The organism is Limnohabitans lacus (assembly GCF_030053395.1).
GTDB lineage: Bacteria > Pseudomonadota > Gammaproteobacteria > Burkholderiales > Burkholderiaceae_C > Limnohabitans_A > Limnohabitans_A lacus.
Genome location: NZ_JASGBH010000008.1, coordinates 135,372 through 150,039 on the forward strand (window position 1 = coordinate 135,372; position 14,668 = coordinate 150,039).

Here is a 14,668-nt window from a genome sequence, read left to right on the forward strand (position 1 = left end):
CAAAGATCAAGCCCTCAGGCCTGAAGGTGGCGCACCACCAATGATTTCAACAATGGCAATTGGCCGTGAAAGAAATGCTCGACCCCGGGAATCACGGTGACCGGCAAGGTTTGGGGTCTGGCCCAGTCCATCACGCTCGCCAGCGCCACGGTGTCGTCCTGCTCCCCGTGGATGACCAAGGTGCGCTCGTGCAAATCGGGCGGCACGGGCGCCACGGCAAAGCGCGAAGCCGCTGTGCCCACCAGCACCAGCTTGTCCAGAGGACGCTGCCCATGCAAGGCCTGCGCCACATGGCTGGTCACAAAAGCCCCAAACGAAAAACCGGCCAAAGCCAGCGGCCCCTCTGGGGCCACTTGGGAAACCACCGACAGCATGTCCTGTGCTTCACCGCGGCCTTCGTCGTAGATGCCAGCGCTGGCACCCACACCCCGAAAATTGAAACGCACCGCTTGCCAGCCGCATTGCACAAAAGCCCTGGCCAAGGTCTGGACCACTTTGTTTTGCATGGTGCCGCCAAACAGGGGGTGGGGGTGTGCGATCACCACCGTGCCGCGCATTGCCCCCTCGGGGGGCACATCGCGCAAGGCCTCCAGCACGCCTGCGTCGCCTTGCAAAGCGAGAGATTGGGTGGCCGAATTCATCAGCGGCCCAAATGCTCAGGGGTCACCAAGCGCTCGACGACCTGGCCGTTTTTCAAATGCGAATCGACAATTTCTTCGATGTCAGCGTTGTCCACATAGGTGTACCAAACGCCCTCGGGGTAGACCACCGCGACGGGCCCGCCCGCGCAGCGGTCCAGGCAACCCGCCTTGTTGACACGCACTTGACCAGGACCAGCCAGGCCCAGTTCTTTGACGCGGTTTTTGCAATGGTCAAACGCCGCTTGGGCGTTGTGCTGGGCGCAGCAGGCTTCGCCGTTTTTCCGCTCATTGAGGCAAAAAAAGATGTGGCGCTTGAAATAAGAGGGTTGGTTGTCAGAGCTCATCGCCGAATTTTAGGCGCGTGACGGCTCAAACGGATGCGGCAGAGGCGGAAGAAGACAGCCGGCGCACCAGATACAGCAAGGCCGCATAAGGCCACAACCAACCCAGCCACTGGATCAAGCCATGAAAGCGGATGAAGCGTCCTTGCTCCCAAGTTTGCAGTGTCATGGCGAAATAGGCGTCGGCCGAGGCGTTGTTGAGCAAACTCAGCTGCCAAACCAAAGCCACCAAAGCCAGCACCCCACACGCACGGGCCGGAACGAAGGCCAAGGCCACCATGCCGACCACCGCCACGCCCAGGCCCACCGCCACCTCGATGCCCACCCAACCCCAAGCATGGCTGGGGCCATAGGTCAAAGCGGCCGACAAAGCGCTGGCCGCCACACCCAGACCCATCACCCCAAGCGCCGCCACAAACCGCTGGTAACGCTGGCGCAACACACCGAAGGCCAGCAAGCAAGGCAGCCACAAGCCCATGGCCACGCACAGCAGTTCGCTCATGGGCAGCAATGGCTGCAACTCCACCTCGCGCAAAGGCAACCATTCCAGCCAAGGCGTGTCTTGAAAGGCATTGGCCAAGGCGGCCTCCAGCCGCTCCAGCACCTGGCCCAAACCAAAAGCGACCGGTACCGGAAACAACAAGGCCATCGGCCAAACGGCCAGCAAAGCCAAAGCGCCATCGGCCTCCTGCACAAACCATTTGTCGCGAAACCGGCTCCAACGCTCGAGCAAGCCGACCCAGGCCAAGCCGCGGGCGGTCAATGCACCCAGCAAGGCGCCGCCCACATTCAAGGCCGCATCCAAGTTGGACGGCACCCGCACCGGCAAAAACATTTGCAAAGATTCCAAGAAAAGGGACAAGGCCGCAGCAGCCAAAGCGGTCAACCCAATGCCCGGCCAGCGGCGGCGCGTGCGGTGGAAGGCCAGGGTCATCAAAAACCCGAATGGCGCGTAGCCCAGCACATTGGAAAGGACATCAAAACCCGTCCAGTACCGGGGCAAAGGGGCCCACAAAAAAGCCCAGGGCGCGATGCCCTGAACGCGCCAATTGTCAAAGGGGTACAGGCTGGCGTAGACGATCAGGACGGTGTAAATCCAGGTCAAAGGCCAGGCGGCTGTCTTGCGCATGGCGCGGCCCCAAACCCAAGCCCTCAAAAGGGCTTGACCACCACCAAAATGACCGCTGCCAACATCATCAGCACCGGCACTTCATTGAACCAACGGAACCAGACATGGCTGCGCTGCATGTTGCCCGCTTCGAATTTGCGCAAAATCAAGCCGCAGCTGTGGTGGTAGCCGATCAGCAGCAAGACAATGGCCAGCTTGGCATGCATCCAGCCTTGACCGGGGCCGCGCCCAATCCCGTAGCCCAGCCAAAGCCACAAGCCCAACACCAAGGCAGGCACTGCAAGAATGGTCATGAATTTGTAGAGCTTGCGTGCCATGAGCAGCAAGCGATCGCGTTCGGCCTTCGAATCGGCGGCGACCATGGCCAGGTTCACAAAAATGCGGGGCAAATAAAACAGGCCTGCAAACCAGCTGGCGATGAAGACGATGTGAAGGGCTTTGATCCAGAGCATGGGACAAGTGTAGTCAGTCACGTTGCCGGTGGCCAACCGGGGTAATTGGGGCAAAAAAAACCCCCGGCCATGGGCCGAGGGTGGGAAGCCTTTTTGCTGTCACACATCAAGGCGCCCGCTCAGGGAGGAAAAGCGGGAGGCAGCAAGCTGCCCGAGTCGAATTTATCAAATAACAAAACCGATAACAAGCTTGCACCCAATTTATTTATCACTTTTGTCGGTTGATGGTGCGCATGGGCGACGCAACGGGTTCGCGCCATCTGCATGGCACCCCAGAGTTCAGGCACAATTTTCGCCATGAACCCCGTTGCCCCCTTCCCCTCAAGCCGCCCACGGCGCCTCCGCCGTGACGAATTCACCCGCAACCTGGTCCGCGAGCACCGGGTCACGCCGCACGACCTGATTTACCCGGTTTTCGTGCTCGACGGCCAGAACCAGCGCCAGCAGGTGGGCTCCATGCCCGGGGTGGAACGTCTGAGTTTGGACCTGCTGCTGCCCGTGGCCGAAGACTGCGTGAAGCTCGGCATACCGGTCATGGCGCTGTTCCCGGTGATCGACGCCAGCCTGAAAGACCCCACTGGCAGCGAAGCGATGAACCCCGAAGGCCTGGTGCCCCGCGTGGTGCGGGAGCTGAAAAAACGCTTCCCCGAGTTGGGCGTGATGACCGACGTGGCACTTGACCCCTTCACCAGCCACGGCCAAGACGGCCTGCTGGACGAAACCGGTTACATCCTCAACGATGAAACCACCGCCGTGCTGGTGCAGCAAGCCCTGACCCAAGCCGAAGCCGGTGTGGACATGGTCGCCCCCAGCGACATGATGGACGGGCGCATCGGCGCGATCCGGCAGGCGTTGGAAGCGCGTGGCCTGATCCACACCCGCATCATGGCCTACAGCGCCAAATACGCCAGCGCCTTTTATGGCCCCTTCCGCGACGCGGTGGGCTCGGCCGGCAACCTGGGCAAGAGCAACAAAAAGGTCTACCAGATGGACCCCGGCAACAGCGACGAGGCCCTGCGCGAAGTCGCCATGGACTTGGCCGAGGGCGCCGACATGGTGATGGTCAAGCCCGGCATGCCGTATCTGGACATCGTGCGCCGCGTCAAAGACGAATTCAAAGTGCCGACCTTCGCCTACCAAGTGTCGGGCGAATACGCCATGCTGAAAGCCGCTGCACAAAACGGCTGGCTCGACCACGATTTGGTGATGATGGAAAGCCTGCTGGCCTTCAAGCGCGCCGGTGCCGACGGTGTGCTGACCTACTTTGCGCGCGACGCGGCCCGTTTGATCCGTCAGCAAAGCTGATCGCATGCGGGTCATCACCGTCAACGGCCTGCAAGTCCACGACAGCCTGGCCCTGCCCGATGCCTTGCCAGCGCACGGCTTTGTCTGGATCGCCTGCTCGAGGGCCTACTTTGAGGCCGAGCTGCCACTGGTTCAGGCGGCGCTGGTGCGGCTGACCGGGCAAAGCCTGGTCGATTTGCACACCTCGGACCTGCTGAACCCGCAGCTGCCCTCGCGCTACGACTTCAGCTCGCAATACGACTTGATGGTGTTCCGCCGCCTGGCGCAAAGGCAGGATGCGGCCCCTGCAGACGCCGCCAAGGGCAAGCGCCCAGGCCCGCCGGTGTTGCAACGCATCGACACCAGCCCGGTGGGCTTTGCGGTGTTTGACCGCGTGCTGCTGAGCGTGCACCCGGCCGACTGTGCGGTGCGGGAAGCCTATGCTGCCCGGCTGCTGGCCAGTGCGGTGGCCGACGATGCGAACGATGCGCGATCTGCTGGTGCACGCGGTGTGCCCCACAGCCCGGCCGACATGATGCTGCGCATCGTGAGTCACATGGTGGACGGCTACTTGGACTTGCGCCGCGAACTGAGCCGCCAACTGGACCACTGGCAAGCGGAGCTGTTGCACCCCAAGACCCGCTTCAACCGCTGGGACGCCCTGCTGCAGGCCCGCTTGGCTTTGCACCAGCTTGAAGACCTGTGCGACGACCAGCACAACGCGATCCAGTCATGGACCGAATCTTTGGACACTTGGGGCATTGGGCACGACAGCGCTGCCGTGCTCGAGCATGAACTGCTCAAGATCCGCAGCCGCGACGTGCTCGAACACATCGACCGCGTGGTGCAGCACGTGCGCCGTCTGGAGCACAACACCGAGACCGCCGTGCAGATGCACTTCAACGTTCAAGGCAACCGCACCAACGACATCATGCGCACCCTGACGGCGCTGACCGCGATCTTTTTGCCGCTGAACCTGATTGCCGGCATCTTCGGCATGAACTTCGAATTCATCCCTTGGCTGCACCAGGCATCCGCCTTCTGGTGGACGCTCGGCAGCATGGGCGCGATCGCGCTGGGCATGGGCCTGGTGTTCTGGCGCAAGCGTTATCTGGCTCGCACCGGGGATTGACTCAAACCAGATGCTGCGCAAAGAACGCCAGCGTGCGTTCACGTGCCAACTGGGCTGAAGGCGCGTGCCATGCACCGCGTTGGTCGCAGTTGAAACCGTGGTGCGCCGCGTAGGTGAAGACCTGCACCTCGGGATGCGCTTTTTGAAAGGTTTCCACCGTGTCCAGCGGAATCCACTTGTCGTCTTCCGCGAAGTGCGCCATCACCGGCACCTGGGCCTGGCGAGCCGTCTCGGCTTCGGTCGTGACGCCGCCGCCGTAATAAGGCACTGCCGCGCTCAAGCCCGTGAGCGTGCAGGCAGAGCGCCAAGTCAGCAAGCCGCCCCAGCAATAACCCACGATGCCCACTTTGCCGCCCGAAACCTTGGCGGCATGGTCAATCGCCGCCTGGATGTCGGGCATCGCGCCCGGCGCTGGCAATGCCTCCACCGCCGTTTTGTAGCCAAATCCCTCGCCCATGTCGGCGTCGCTGTAGCCCAACTCGACACCTGGCTTGGCGCGGTGGAACATGGCGGGCGCCACGGCCACATAGCCCTCAGCCGCGTAACCATCGGCCACATTGCGGATGTGGCTGTTCACGCCAAAAATCTCCTGAATCACCACAACAGCGCCCTTGGGCGTGCCTGCGGGACGGGCCTCATATGCGGGCACGCCAGTGCCGTCGGCCGATTTCAATTCGATCATATTGCCCATGCTGTTCTCCAATCCAAGTCAGTCCGCAGCCAGCACACGCTCGACGAAATCGAGGCGATCCTGACCCCAAAAAATCTCATCAGCGACCACATAGCTGGGCGCGCCAAACACACCCGCATCGATGGCGGCCTGAGTGTAGGACTCGTAACGCTCTTGCACCGCCTGGCTGTGCGATTGCCCCAACACGGCCTCAGGCATTCCTTGCTCGGCCAACAGCTCGGCCAGCACCTTGTCGTCAGCGATGTTGCGCTCTTGCGACCAACAAGCGGTGAGCACCGCGCCCGCCACTTTCATCGCGGCCTCAGCGCCGTGCGCCAAATCCGCCGCAATGATCAACCGCGCGGCATCGTCACCGCCGACCGGGAAGAAGCGGGGCTTCAGATTCAAAGGCGCATTCAGGTGTTGGCTAAAGCGCTGCAACTCCACCAGCCGGTAAGCCTGGCGCTGCGGTGCACGCTGGCCCAAAGGCAAGCCGCCCGAGATTGGGAACACCTTGCCGCCCAAGTCGATGGGCATCACCCGGATGCTGGCGCCTGCGCGCTGGGCGATGTCTGCCAAACGTTGATGACCCAGATAAGCCCACGGGCTTTGCGGGGCGAAGTAATAGTCCACTGTGCGACCCATGTTGTCTCCTGGCGTGTTGTGTAATGTTTTCCAAGGCCTGCTCAGGCCACTTTTTTAATCATGCAGGAGACACGCCATGAACAAAGTCCTCTTAGTGACCGGAGGCGGCCGCGGCATCGGTGCGGCCACCTCATTGCTGGCCGCACAACAAGGCTGGTCCGTCGCTGTGAACTACACCGCCAACTCCCTGGCCGCTGATGAAGTGGTGCGTCAGATCCGTGCTGCGGGCGGTCAAGCCATCGCGGTCAAGGCCGATGTGGCCGAAGAAGACCAAGTGCTGCGCATGTTCGAGCACATCGACGCCAAGCTCGGTCGCCTGACCGGCCTGGTCAACAACGCCGGCGTGGTGGATGTGTATGCCCGCGTGGCCGACATGAGCGTGGCGCGCTTGAAGCGCATGTTCGACATCAACGTCATGGGCAGCCTGATTTGCGCCCGCGAAGCCGTGCGCCGCATGAGCACCCAATACGGCGGCGAAGGCGGCAGCATCGTCAACGTGTCCAGCGCCGCCTCGCGCCTGGGCTCGCCTGGGCAGTATGTGGATTACGCCGCGGCCAAAGGTGCCATCGATGCCTTCACCCTGGGCCTGGCCAAAGAAGTCGCCGCCGAGGGCATCCGCGTCAACGCGGTGCGCCCTGGCCTGATCGACACCGAAATCCACGCTTCAGGCGGTCTGCCCAACCGCGTCAAAGACCTGCAGCACCTGGTGCCCATGCAGCGCGGCGGCACCGCCGAAGAGGTGGCGCAAAGCATCGTCTGGCTGCTGTCCGATGCCGCCAGCTACACCACCATGAGCTTGATCGACGTTTCTGGAGGGCGCTGATGGCCGAGTTCAAGTATTACTGGGAAGACTTTGCCGTTGGTCAGGTGCGCGACCTGGGCACCATTTCGCCCACACGTGAAGAAATCATCGCCTTCGCCAGCCAATTCGACCCGCAACCCTTTCATTTGGACGACGAGGCCGCCAAAGCCTCGGTGTTCGGCGCCCTGTCGGCCAGTGGCTGGCACACCTGCTCAATGGCCATGCGCCTGATGGTGACCAACTTCCTGTGCCAAACCTCCAGCCTGGGCTCGCCGGGACTTGAAAACATCAAATGGCTCAAACCGGTTTACCCCGGCGACACTTTGCGCCTGCAGTCCACCATGCTTGAAACCAAGCCCATGAGCAAACGGCCCGATGTGGGCATGACCCGCAATCTGTGGGAAATGTTCAACCAGAACGGTGACAAAGTGCTGCACATGGAAGGCTGGGGCATGTTTCGGCGGCGCACGCCGGCGGCCTGAAACAACTCGCTGGGCAGGCCCTTCTCAGCGCTGCACCCACCAGCGCCAAAGCCACCCAGCCACCCCGGCCCACACCAGCAAGACCAGCACAAGCCCTGCACGGCTGACTGGCTTGGCTTGACGTTCGGCCATCCAGGCCTCGGCTTGCTGACGGCCATCACGGGCGATGTCTGGCGGCAAGTAGCGCACGATGCGCCAGATCAAGACCGGCAGCAAAATCACATCGTCCAAAAAGCCCAACACCGGGATGAAGTCGGGCACCAGATCGATCGGGCTGAGCGCATAGGCCACCACGAACATGGCCAGAGCCTTGAGCCACCAGGGTGTGCGCGGGTCACGGCAGGCGAACCAGAGCATCACACCATCGCGCTTGATGCGGCAGGCCCAATTTTTGAGTTCTGAGAGCATGTCTTTTCCTAGCCATTTTCAAACTTTAAAACCAGCGGCCAGGCCCGCCCGCAAGTGCGCCACCAGCGCCGCCACCGCCCGAGGCACATGGGGTGAATACGGCCGGATTGCATAGATGCTTTCGGCAAAGGCGCCCACCGGCTTCCAGTCGGGCAGCACACTCACCAATTTGCCCTGTCGCAAGGCCGCCTGCGCGCTGAAGTCGGGCATGAGGGCGATGCCTGCACCCAAAAGGGCCGCTTCGCGCAGGGCTTCGCTGTTGTTGGCAGAAAAGTTGCCGCTCACGGGCACGGTGATGCGCTCACCACCTTGCCGATCGAGGGACTCGAAAGTCCAAGCCGGGGTGTCATGCGAGCGTGGGTAGTGCAGGCAGTTGTGGGCCTGCAAATCGGCTGGGGTTTGCGGCTCCCCACGGCGGCGCAAATAGGCGCGGGTCGCCACCAGCACCGACTGGGTTTCGCAAAGCGTCCAGGCCACATGGGTGTCCGGTGGCCTTGCTGTGTGTCGGATCGCCAGGTCAAAGCCTTCGGTGGCCAGTGCACTCAGGCGGTCTGAAAGGTCCAGCTCCAGGCGCACCTCGGGAAAGTCTTTCAAAAATTCAGCCAGCAAAGGCACCAGTTGCTGGCGCGCCAGCGCCACTGGGGCCGTCACCCGCACCAGACCGCTGGGCTGAGCGGCCAGATCGCGCACTTGGGCAAAGCTTTGTTCAATCTGCTCAAACGAGGCCCGCGTCTCGTCCACCAAGCGCTGGCCGGCCTCGGTCAGGCGCAGGCTGCGGGTGGTGCGCTGCACCAGCGTGACTTTGGCAGCACGCTCCAGCTCGGCAATGCGCTGGCTCATGGCGGCCTTGCTCACGCCCAGTCGCGCGGCAGCGGCCGTGTAGCTGCCCTGCTGGGCCAGCACGCTCAACCAGTGCAAATGCGTCCAGAGGGTGCTTATTTTTTCATTTTCCATCCCTCCATTGTTCACTATTTTGAACAATCAATTCAGATTTGCGGCATTGCGGGGGGGAATGTGGGTGCCTACACTGCAAGGCGAAATGTAGGAGCCCACCCAGTGGGCGACTTTTTGGTCAGCCGATCATTGGGCAATCGCCCACAGGGTGGGCTCCTACAAGAGACACATCGACAAGCAACCGGCGCAAGCCACAAGGAGTCCCCCATGAGCATCACCCCCATCGGCCATTACATCAACGGCCAAGTCGCCGCAGGCACTTCCGGCCGCAGCCAAAGCGTGACCAACCCCGCCACTGGCGCCGTGACCGGCAACGTGGCCCTGGCCAACAGCGCCGAAGTGGCCCAAGCCGTGGCTGCAGCGCAAGCGGCATTTCCCGCTTGGGCCGACACGCCGCCCCTGCGCCGCGCCCGCGTGATGTTCAAGTTCCTTGAACTGCTGAACACCCACAAAGACGAGTTGGCCCACATGATCACCGCCGAGCACGGCAAGGTGTTCACCGACGCCCAAGGCGAAGTCTCGCGCGGCATCGACATCGTGGAATTTGCCACCGGCATCCCGCAGCTGCTCAAGGGTGACTTCACAGACCAAGTGTCGACTGGCATCGACAACTGGACCCTGCGCCAGCCCTTGGGTGTGGTCGCGGGCATCACGCCCTTCAACTTTCCGGTGATGGTGCCCATGTGGATGTTCCCGGTCGCCATCGCGGCGGGCAACACCTTCATCTTGAAGCCCAGCCCCACCGACCCGACCCCCTCGCTGTTCATCGCCGAGCTGCTCAAGAAAGCCGGTCTGCCCGACGGCGTGTTCAACGTGGTGCAGGGCGACAAGGAAGCCGTGGACGCGCTGCTGGAGCACCCCGATGTGAAAGCCATCAGCTTCGTCGGCTCCACGCCGATTGCCAACTACATCTATGAAACCGGTGCCCACCACGGCAAGCGGGTACAGGCCTTGGGCGGTGCGAAGAACCACTTGGTGGTCATGCCCGACGCGGACATCGACCAGACCGTGGACGCGCTGATCGGCGCGGGTTACGGATCGGCTGGCGAGCGTTGCATGGCGATTTCGGTGGCCGTGCTGGTCGGTGATGTGGCCGACAAAATTTTGCCCAAGTTGATCGAGCGCACCAAAGCCCTGCAAGTGCTCAACGGTGAAAACCTGGCCGCCGAAATGGGCCCCATCGTGACGGACGCAGCACGCCAGCGCATCAAGGGCTACATCGACGCGGGTGTGGCAGAGGGTGCCAAGCTCTTGGTCGATGGCCGCGAGTTTGACGGTGCCAAAGCGGGTGCCGGTTGCGACAACGGTTTCTGGCTCGGCGGCACGCTGTTTGACCACGTGACCACCAACATGAAGATCTACAAAGAAGAGATTTTTGGTCCGGTCTTGAGCTGCGTGCGCGTGCCCGACTTTGGCACCGCCGTGCAGATCATCAACGACCACGAGTTCGGCAACGGTGTGAGCTGTTTCACCCGCGACGGCAACGTGGCGCGTGAGTTCTCGCGTCGCATCCAGGTGGGCATGGTCGGCATCAACGTGCCGATCCCGGTGCCCATGGCTTGGCACGGCTTTGGCGGCTGGAAGCGTTCGCTGTTTGGCGACATGCATGCTTATGGCGAAGAGGGCGTGCGCTTTTACACCAAGCAAAAGTCCATCATGCAGCGCTGGCCTGAGTCGATTGGCAAGGGTGCTGAGTTTGTGATGCCGACGGCCAAATAAATTGCCGTAGTCAACAGCCGTGGTGATTTTCGCGCGGGTGACTGGCCGGGGCCGCCGGGCCTCATCAGTCGCTTCGCGCCAGCAAATCGGCCCTGCGGCCCCGGCCAGTCACCCCCGCTGCGCTGGCTGTGTCCATACTGCAAATGGGAGGCCTTGTAGGTCGGCACCTTCAGGTCCGACACGGTGTGCCGATCCAAACAGTTCCCTTGCCATGCGTGCATCAACCCGTTGAAAGTCGGCGCTCAAGCGCCGACCTGCAAAAATCCACAGGCACAATCGTTCCATCAGGAGACTGGGAAGAACATGAACGACAACACCTTCGACTACATCATCGTGGGCGGCGGCACAGCCGGCAGCTTGCTGGCCAACCGCTTGAGCGCTGACGCCAGCAAGCGTGTGCTGCTGCTGGAAGCGGGCAAAAAAGACGATTACCACTGGGTGCACATCCCCGTGGGCTATCTGTATTGCATTGGCAACCCGCGCACCGACTGGATGTACCAGACCGAGCCGGCCGAGGGTTTGAATGGCCGCAGCCTGCGCTACCCGCGTGGCAAGGTGCTGGGCGGTTGCTCCAGCATCAACGGCATGATTTACATGCGCGGCCAATCGCGTGACTACGACCAATGGGCGCAGATCACCGGCAACGACGAATGGCGCTGGGACCAGACCCTGCCTTACTTCAAGCTGCACGAAGACCACTACAAAGGCGCCAACGCATTTCACGGGGCCAAAGGGTCCAAGTCGGAATTGCTGGCCCCCACCGATTTGCCCAAAGGCAGTTACCTGCACACCTTGCGCGGGCGCAACACCGGCGGCGAGTGGCGCATCGAAAAGCAGCGCCTGCGCTGGGATGTGCTCGATGCGTTTGCGCAAGCCGCTCAGCAAGCGGGCATTCCTGCCACCGACGACTTCAACCGGGGCAACAACGAAGGCGTGAGCTATTTCGAGGTCAACCAAAAAGACGGTTGGCGCTGGAACACCGCCAAGGCCTTTTTGCGCCCTACCTGTTACGCCCGTCCCAACTTCGAGCTGTGGAACAAGGCCCAAGTGGCCAAGCTGATTCTGGAGACCCAAGCCGACGGCAGCCAACGCTGCACCGGTGTGCAGGTCTGGTCGGGCGTGGAGATGGTCGAAGTCAAAGCCACCCGTGAAGTGATTTTGAGCGCGGGCAGCATCGGCTCGGCGCAGATTTTGCAGTTGTCGGGCATCGGCCCCAGTGCTTTGCTGAAAGACAAAGGCGTCGAGGTCAAGCACGACTTGCCTGGCGTGGGGGCCAACTTGCAAGACCATTTGCAGATCCGCTCGGTCTACAAGGTCAAAAACGCCAAGACCCTCAACACCTTGGCGAACAGCCTGTGGGGCAAAGCCATGATCGGTCTGGAATACGCCCTCAAGCGCACCGGCCCCATGAGCATGGCCCCCAGCCAGCTGGGCGCGTTCACCAAGAGCGACCCCTCGCAGCCGCACGCCAACTTGCAGTACCACGTGCAGCCGCTGAGCCTGGATGCGTTTGGCGAGCCGCTGCACAGCTTCCCGGCCATCACCGCCAGCGTGTGCAACCTGAACCCTACCAGCCGCGGCAGCGTGCAGATCAAGACCAACCAATTCGACGACGCCCCCGCCATTGCGCCCAACTACCTGGCCACCGAGGTGGACCGCAAGGTGGCCGCCGACAGCCTGCGCGTGACCCGCCGCATCATGGACCAAGAGGCCATGAAACCCTTCCAACCCGAAGAGTTCAAACCCGGCGTGCAGTACCAAACCGATGAAGATCTGGCCAAGCTGGCCGGCGACATCGCCAGCACCATCTTCCACCCCGTGGGCACCACCCGCATGGGGCGTGACGATGACCCGATGGCCGTGGTCAATGCCCGTCTGCAAGTGCGTGGGGTGGCCGGGCTGCGCGTGGTGGACGCGGGCGTGATGCCCACCATCACGAGCGGCAACACCAACAGCCCCACCTTGATGATTGCCGAGAAAGCGGCGCAATGGATCGCGCAAGACGCTGAGCGTTCGGCAGGCTGAAACCGGCTTTTGTCAGCTCACATCCAGTTTCGATCAGGGATTTCCCGCGAATCGGGAAATCCCTGAGGGTTTGTGTCACAGACAGCCCTTACATTTCATTCACTCAATGCATAGCAGTACCTTGCATCCCGAGGGCCGAGGAGACAACTCGAACCCCTAAGAACTCCAACATGAACCAACATCCCAACGAGATGTGACTTCTCAGGCGCCGCGCAAGCGGCGCTTTTTTTTCGCCCGTCGCTGGGCCGACAGGGCTGTCGCGCCCCCGATGCCACAATCTCCCGCATGGAATTGTTGATTGTTTCGCTGGCCTCGCTGCTGGCTGGTTTGGTGGACTCGATCGTGGGCGGTGGCGGTCTGATCTTGTTGCCCGCCTTGTTTGCCACCTTCCCTGGGGCGGCCCCTGCCACCTTGTTTGGCACCAACAAAAGCGCCTCAATCTGGGGCACCGCCTTTGCCACCGTGCAATACAGCCGCAAGGTGGTCATGCCTTGGCGCTCTTTGTTGCCTGCTGCGGGCATGGGCTTGCTGGGCTCTTTGGCCGGGGCCTGGGTCGTCACGCAGGTAGACCCCAGCTTGTTTCGCAAAGCGCTGCCCGTGTTGCTGGGCCTGTTGCTGGCCTACACCTTGGTCAAAAAAGACCTGGGCCGCAGCCACGCACCCCGCTTTCGGGGGGCGACCGAGGCCTGGATCGCCGCAGGCATTGGCTTGGTGATCGGGTTTTACGACGGCTTTTTCGGGCCAGGCACTGGCAGTTTTCTGGTGTTCGCCTATGTGCGCTTGTTGGGCTATGACTTTTTGAACGCCTCGGCTGCGGCCAAGATGATCAATGTGGCGACCAACTTGGCGGCCTTGACCTTGTTCACGTTCAAAGGCCATGTGTGGTGGCACTTGGCCCTGGCCATGGGCGCGGCCAATGTGGTGGGCAGCCTGATCGGCACGCGTTTGGCGCTCAAGCATGGCGCCGGCTTTGTGCGCCATGTCTTCATCTGGGTGGTGCTGGCCCTGATCTGCAAAACCGCTTACGACACCTGGCTGCGCTGAAACCTCAACGCAAGCGCCACTTGATCTGCCCGGCGTACTGCGCCAGCGCCACGCCCGACAAAATCACCCCGGCCCCAGCGATCTTGATCCAAGTGTAGTGCTCGCCCGACCAGGCCCAGGCAAACAAGCCGGTCATCGGCGGCATCAGGTACATCAGCGGCGCCGTGCGGGCCACGCCGCGCACGATGTTGATCCAGCCCCAGATGAGCCAACCCAAAAAAGCCGAGACCAGAACCGACCAAAACAGACCTGCCCAAGCCCACAGGTCGAGCGAGCCCCAAGGCGATTGCAGCCCCAAGGGGACCGACAACAGCAAGATCGGGATACTGCCGAGCAAGGTGGTGTAGCCCATGGTCAGCACCGGGCCGTAGCGCTCCATGACGGGTTTGGCCGCCACGGTGTAATAAGAAAACAGGCTGGCTGCGACCAGCAACACCAAGTCACCGCCGCCCGCCCGCCATTGCCCGCCCAGGAGTTTGTCGGACAAGAACATCAAGACCCCGCCCAGCGCCAGCGCCACACCGGCGATTTGGGCCACGCTCAGTCGCTCAAACCCTTTGTAGCGCAGGATCAACAAAGTGAACACCGGGCCGCAGGCCAAGATGACGGCGCTGGAAAAGGCCGTGGACCAATGGATGCCATAGCTGACCAAACCCACATGCAAGGTGTGGCCTGCAAAGCCCAGCCAAGCCATGTGCACCAAGTCTTTGCGCGGCAAAGGCGGCAACCAACCCCCCAAACGCCAGCGCATCAACAGCAGCGCACAGGTGGGCATGAGGATGTAGCGCCCCATCAAGAACCCGGCTGGTGAGAGCAGGTTGAACAGGTGCTTTTGCAGTGTGAAGTTGGCGCCCCAGATGACGATCAGGACCAGTGCCGCCATCAGAGCCCTCTGGTCGTGGCGGTGTGTGGGCAATCGGTGAGGCATGGTCCATTGTCA

At 62.0% G+C, this 14,668-nt stretch carries 16 protein-coding genes; 7 read left to right on the forward strand and 9 right to left on the reverse strand.

Features of this window, described 5'->3' with window-relative positions; genetic code table 11:
* Positions 1–14 precede the first annotated feature (14 nt).
* Genes QLQ16_RS11820 through QLQ16_RS11835 form a run of 4 tightly spaced genes read right to left on the reverse strand, consistent with a single transcriptional unit; the run spans position 15 to position 2,563 of the window.
* Entirely contained in the window at positions 15–641 is a 627-nt protein-coding gene (locus QLQ16_RS11820) for an alpha/beta hydrolase (protein ID WP_283224871.1), read from the reverse strand.
* Positions 641–985: a (2Fe-2S) ferredoxin domain-containing protein gene (locus tag QLQ16_RS11825; protein ID WP_283224872.1), complete on the reverse strand. Its 345-nt coding sequence runs from the start codon at positions 983–985 to the stop codon at positions 641–643. Before QLQ16_RS11825 ends, QLQ16_RS11820 begins: the two co-directional genes overlap by 1 nt.
* Positions 986–1,010: 25 nt before the next feature.
* Positions 1,011–2,111, reverse strand: a complete 1,101-nt coding sequence (locus QLQ16_RS11830; protein WP_283224873.1) for a VanZ family protein — start codon at positions 2,109–2,111, stop codon at positions 1,011–1,013.
* A gap of 23 nt (positions 2,112–2,134) precedes the next feature.
* Complete coding sequence (locus QLQ16_RS11835; protein ID WP_283224874.1) at positions 2,135–2,563, reverse strand: CopD family protein; 429 nt, start codon at positions 2,561–2,563, stop codon at positions 2,135–2,137.
* 297 nt (positions 2,564–2,860) lie between these two features.
* Here QLQ16_RS11835 and hemB point away from each other — a divergent pair, with 297 nt between their 5' ends.
* Together hemB and QLQ16_RS11845 are read left to right on the forward strand one after the other, a co-directional pair.
* Positions 2,861–3,868, forward strand: a complete 1,008-nt coding sequence (hemB, locus tag QLQ16_RS11840) for a porphobilinogen synthase (protein WP_283224875.1) — start codon at positions 2,861–2,863, stop codon at positions 3,866–3,868.
* Positions 3,869–3,872: 4 nt separating this feature from the next.
* Positions 3,873–4,979 carry a magnesium transporter CorA family protein gene (locus QLQ16_RS11845; RefSeq protein ID WP_283224876.1) on the forward strand — a complete coding sequence of 369 codons (1,107 nt, stop codon included), beginning with the start codon at positions 3,873–3,875 and terminating at the stop codon, positions 4,977–4,979.
* A gap of 1 nt (position 4,980) precedes the next feature.
* Here the strand turns inward: QLQ16_RS11845 and QLQ16_RS11850 are convergent, their stop codons facing one another.
* Together QLQ16_RS11850 and QLQ16_RS11855 are read right to left on the reverse strand one after the other, a co-directional pair.
* The gene (locus QLQ16_RS11850; RefSeq protein ID WP_283224877.1) at positions 4,981–5,670 is read right to left on the reverse strand and encodes a dienelactone hydrolase family protein; all 690 of its coding nucleotides are present in this window, start codon (positions 5,668–5,670) and stop codon (positions 4,981–4,983) included.
* Positions 5,671–5,688: 18 nt separating this feature from the next.
* Positions 5,689–6,294 carry a 2-hydroxychromene-2-carboxylate isomerase gene (locus tag QLQ16_RS11855; protein ID WP_283224878.1) on the reverse strand — a complete coding sequence of 202 codons (606 nt, stop codon included), beginning with the start codon at positions 6,292–6,294 and terminating at the stop codon, positions 5,689–5,691.
* Positions 6,295–6,370: 76 nt separating this feature from the next.
* On the opposite strand from QLQ16_RS11855, the gene QLQ16_RS11860 reads away from it, so the two are divergent.
* Positions 6,371–7,117 (forward strand): SDR family oxidoreductase, encoded by a 747-nt coding sequence (locus QLQ16_RS11860; protein WP_283224879.1) that lies wholly within the window; start codon positions 6,371–6,373, stop codon positions 7,115–7,117.
* On the forward strand, positions 7,117–7,578 hold the full coding sequence (locus tag QLQ16_RS11865; protein WP_283224880.1) for a MaoC family dehydratase: 462 nt from the start codon (positions 7,117–7,119) through the stop codon (positions 7,576–7,578). The genes QLQ16_RS11860 and QLQ16_RS11865 overlap by 1 nt, the downstream gene beginning before the upstream one ends.
* A gap of 24 nt (positions 7,579–7,602) precedes the next feature.
* Here QLQ16_RS11865 and QLQ16_RS11870 read toward each other — a convergent pair whose 3' ends face one another.
* Both QLQ16_RS11870 and QLQ16_RS11875 read right to left on the reverse strand, forming a co-directional pair.
* On the reverse strand, positions 7,603–7,986 hold the full coding sequence (locus tag QLQ16_RS11870; RefSeq protein WP_283224881.1) for a YkvA family protein: 384 nt from the start codon (positions 7,984–7,986) through the stop codon (positions 7,603–7,605).
* Positions 7,987–8,004: 18 nt separating this feature from the next.
* Complete coding sequence (locus QLQ16_RS11875; RefSeq protein ID WP_283224882.1) at positions 8,005–8,940, reverse strand: LysR family transcriptional regulator; 936 nt, start codon at positions 8,938–8,940, stop codon at positions 8,005–8,007.
* A gap of 207 nt (positions 8,941–9,147) precedes the next feature.
* Between QLQ16_RS11875 and QLQ16_RS11880 the strand changes: the two genes are divergently transcribed.
* From QLQ16_RS11880 to QLQ16_RS11890, 3 genes are all read left to right on the forward strand, one after another.
* Positions 9,148–10,659 carry a CoA-acylating methylmalonate-semialdehyde dehydrogenase gene (locus QLQ16_RS11880; RefSeq protein ID WP_283224883.1) on the forward strand — a complete coding sequence of 504 codons (1,512 nt, stop codon included), beginning with the start codon at positions 9,148–9,150 and terminating at the stop codon, positions 10,657–10,659.
* A gap of 303 nt (positions 10,660–10,962) precedes the next feature.
* Complete coding sequence (locus QLQ16_RS11885) at positions 10,963–12,684, forward strand: GMC family oxidoreductase (protein WP_283224884.1); 1,722 nt, start codon at positions 10,963–10,965, stop codon at positions 12,682–12,684.
* A 285-nt stretch (positions 12,685–12,969) separates the two neighbouring features.
* Positions 12,970–13,728 (forward strand): sulfite exporter TauE/SafE family protein, encoded by a 759-nt coding sequence (locus tag QLQ16_RS11890; protein WP_283224885.1) that lies wholly within the window; start codon positions 12,970–12,972, stop codon positions 13,726–13,728.
* 4 nt (positions 13,729–13,732) lie between these two features.
* Here the strand turns inward: QLQ16_RS11890 and QLQ16_RS11895 are convergent, their stop codons facing one another.
* The gene (locus QLQ16_RS11895; RefSeq protein WP_283224886.1) at positions 13,733–14,656 is read right to left on the reverse strand and encodes a DMT family transporter; all 924 of its coding nucleotides are present in this window, start codon (positions 14,654–14,656) and stop codon (positions 13,733–13,735) included.
* Between the last annotated feature and the right edge of the window lie 12 nt (positions 14,657–14,668).

Coding starts and splice junctions, on each gene's coding strand:
- QLQ16_RS11860 (WP_283224879.1), top strand. CDS start 6,371: ATGAACAAAGTCCTCTTAGTGACCGGAGGCGGCCGCGGCATCGGTGCG.
- QLQ16_RS11850 (WP_283224877.1), bottom strand. CDS start 5,670: ATGGGCAATATGATCGAATTGAAATCGGCCGACGGCACTGGCGTGCCC.
- hemB (WP_283224875.1), top strand. CDS start 2,861: ATGAACCCCGTTGCCCCCTTCCCCTCAAGCCGCCCACGGCGCCTCCGC.
- QLQ16_RS11865 (WP_283224880.1), top strand. CDS start 7,117: ATGGCCGAGTTCAAGTATTACTGGGAAGACTTTGCCGTTGGTCAGGTG.
- QLQ16_RS11875 (WP_283224882.1), bottom strand. CDS start 8,940: ATGGAAAATGAAAAAATAAGCACCCTCTGGACGCATTTGCACTGGTTG.
- QLQ16_RS11890 (WP_283224885.1), top strand. CDS start 12,970: ATGGAATTGTTGATTGTTTCGCTGGCCTCGCTGCTGGCTGGTTTGGTG.
- QLQ16_RS11895 (WP_283224886.1), bottom strand. CDS start 14,656: ATGCCTCACCGATTGCCCACACACCGCCACGACCAGAGGGCTCTGATG.
- QLQ16_RS11885 (WP_283224884.1), top strand. CDS start 10,963: ATGAACGACAACACCTTCGACTACATCATCGTGGGCGGCGGCACAGCC.
- QLQ16_RS11820 (WP_283224871.1), bottom strand. CDS start 641: ATGAATTCGGCCACCCAATCTCTCGCTTTGCAAGGCGACGCAGGCGTG.
- QLQ16_RS11870 (WP_283224881.1), bottom strand. CDS start 7,986: ATGCTCTCAGAACTCAAAAATTGGGCCTGCCGCATCAAGCGCGATGGT.
- QLQ16_RS11825 (WP_283224872.1), bottom strand. CDS start 985: ATGAGCTCTGACAACCAACCCTCTTATTTCAAGCGCCACATCTTTTTT.
- QLQ16_RS11855 (WP_283224878.1), bottom strand. CDS start 6,294: ATGGGTCGCACAGTGGACTATTACTTCGCCCCGCAAAGCCCGTGGGCT.
- QLQ16_RS11830 (WP_283224873.1), bottom strand. CDS start 2,111: ATGCGCAAGACAGCCGCCTGGCCTTTGACCTGGATTTACACCGTCCTG.
- QLQ16_RS11880 (WP_283224883.1), top strand. CDS start 9,148: ATGAGCATCACCCCCATCGGCCATTACATCAACGGCCAAGTCGCCGCA.
- QLQ16_RS11845 (WP_283224876.1), top strand. CDS start 3,873: ATGCGGGTCATCACCGTCAACGGCCTGCAAGTCCACGACAGCCTGGCC.
- QLQ16_RS11835 (WP_283224874.1), bottom strand. CDS start 2,563: ATGCTCTGGATCAAAGCCCTTCACATCGTCTTCATCGCCAGCTGGTTT.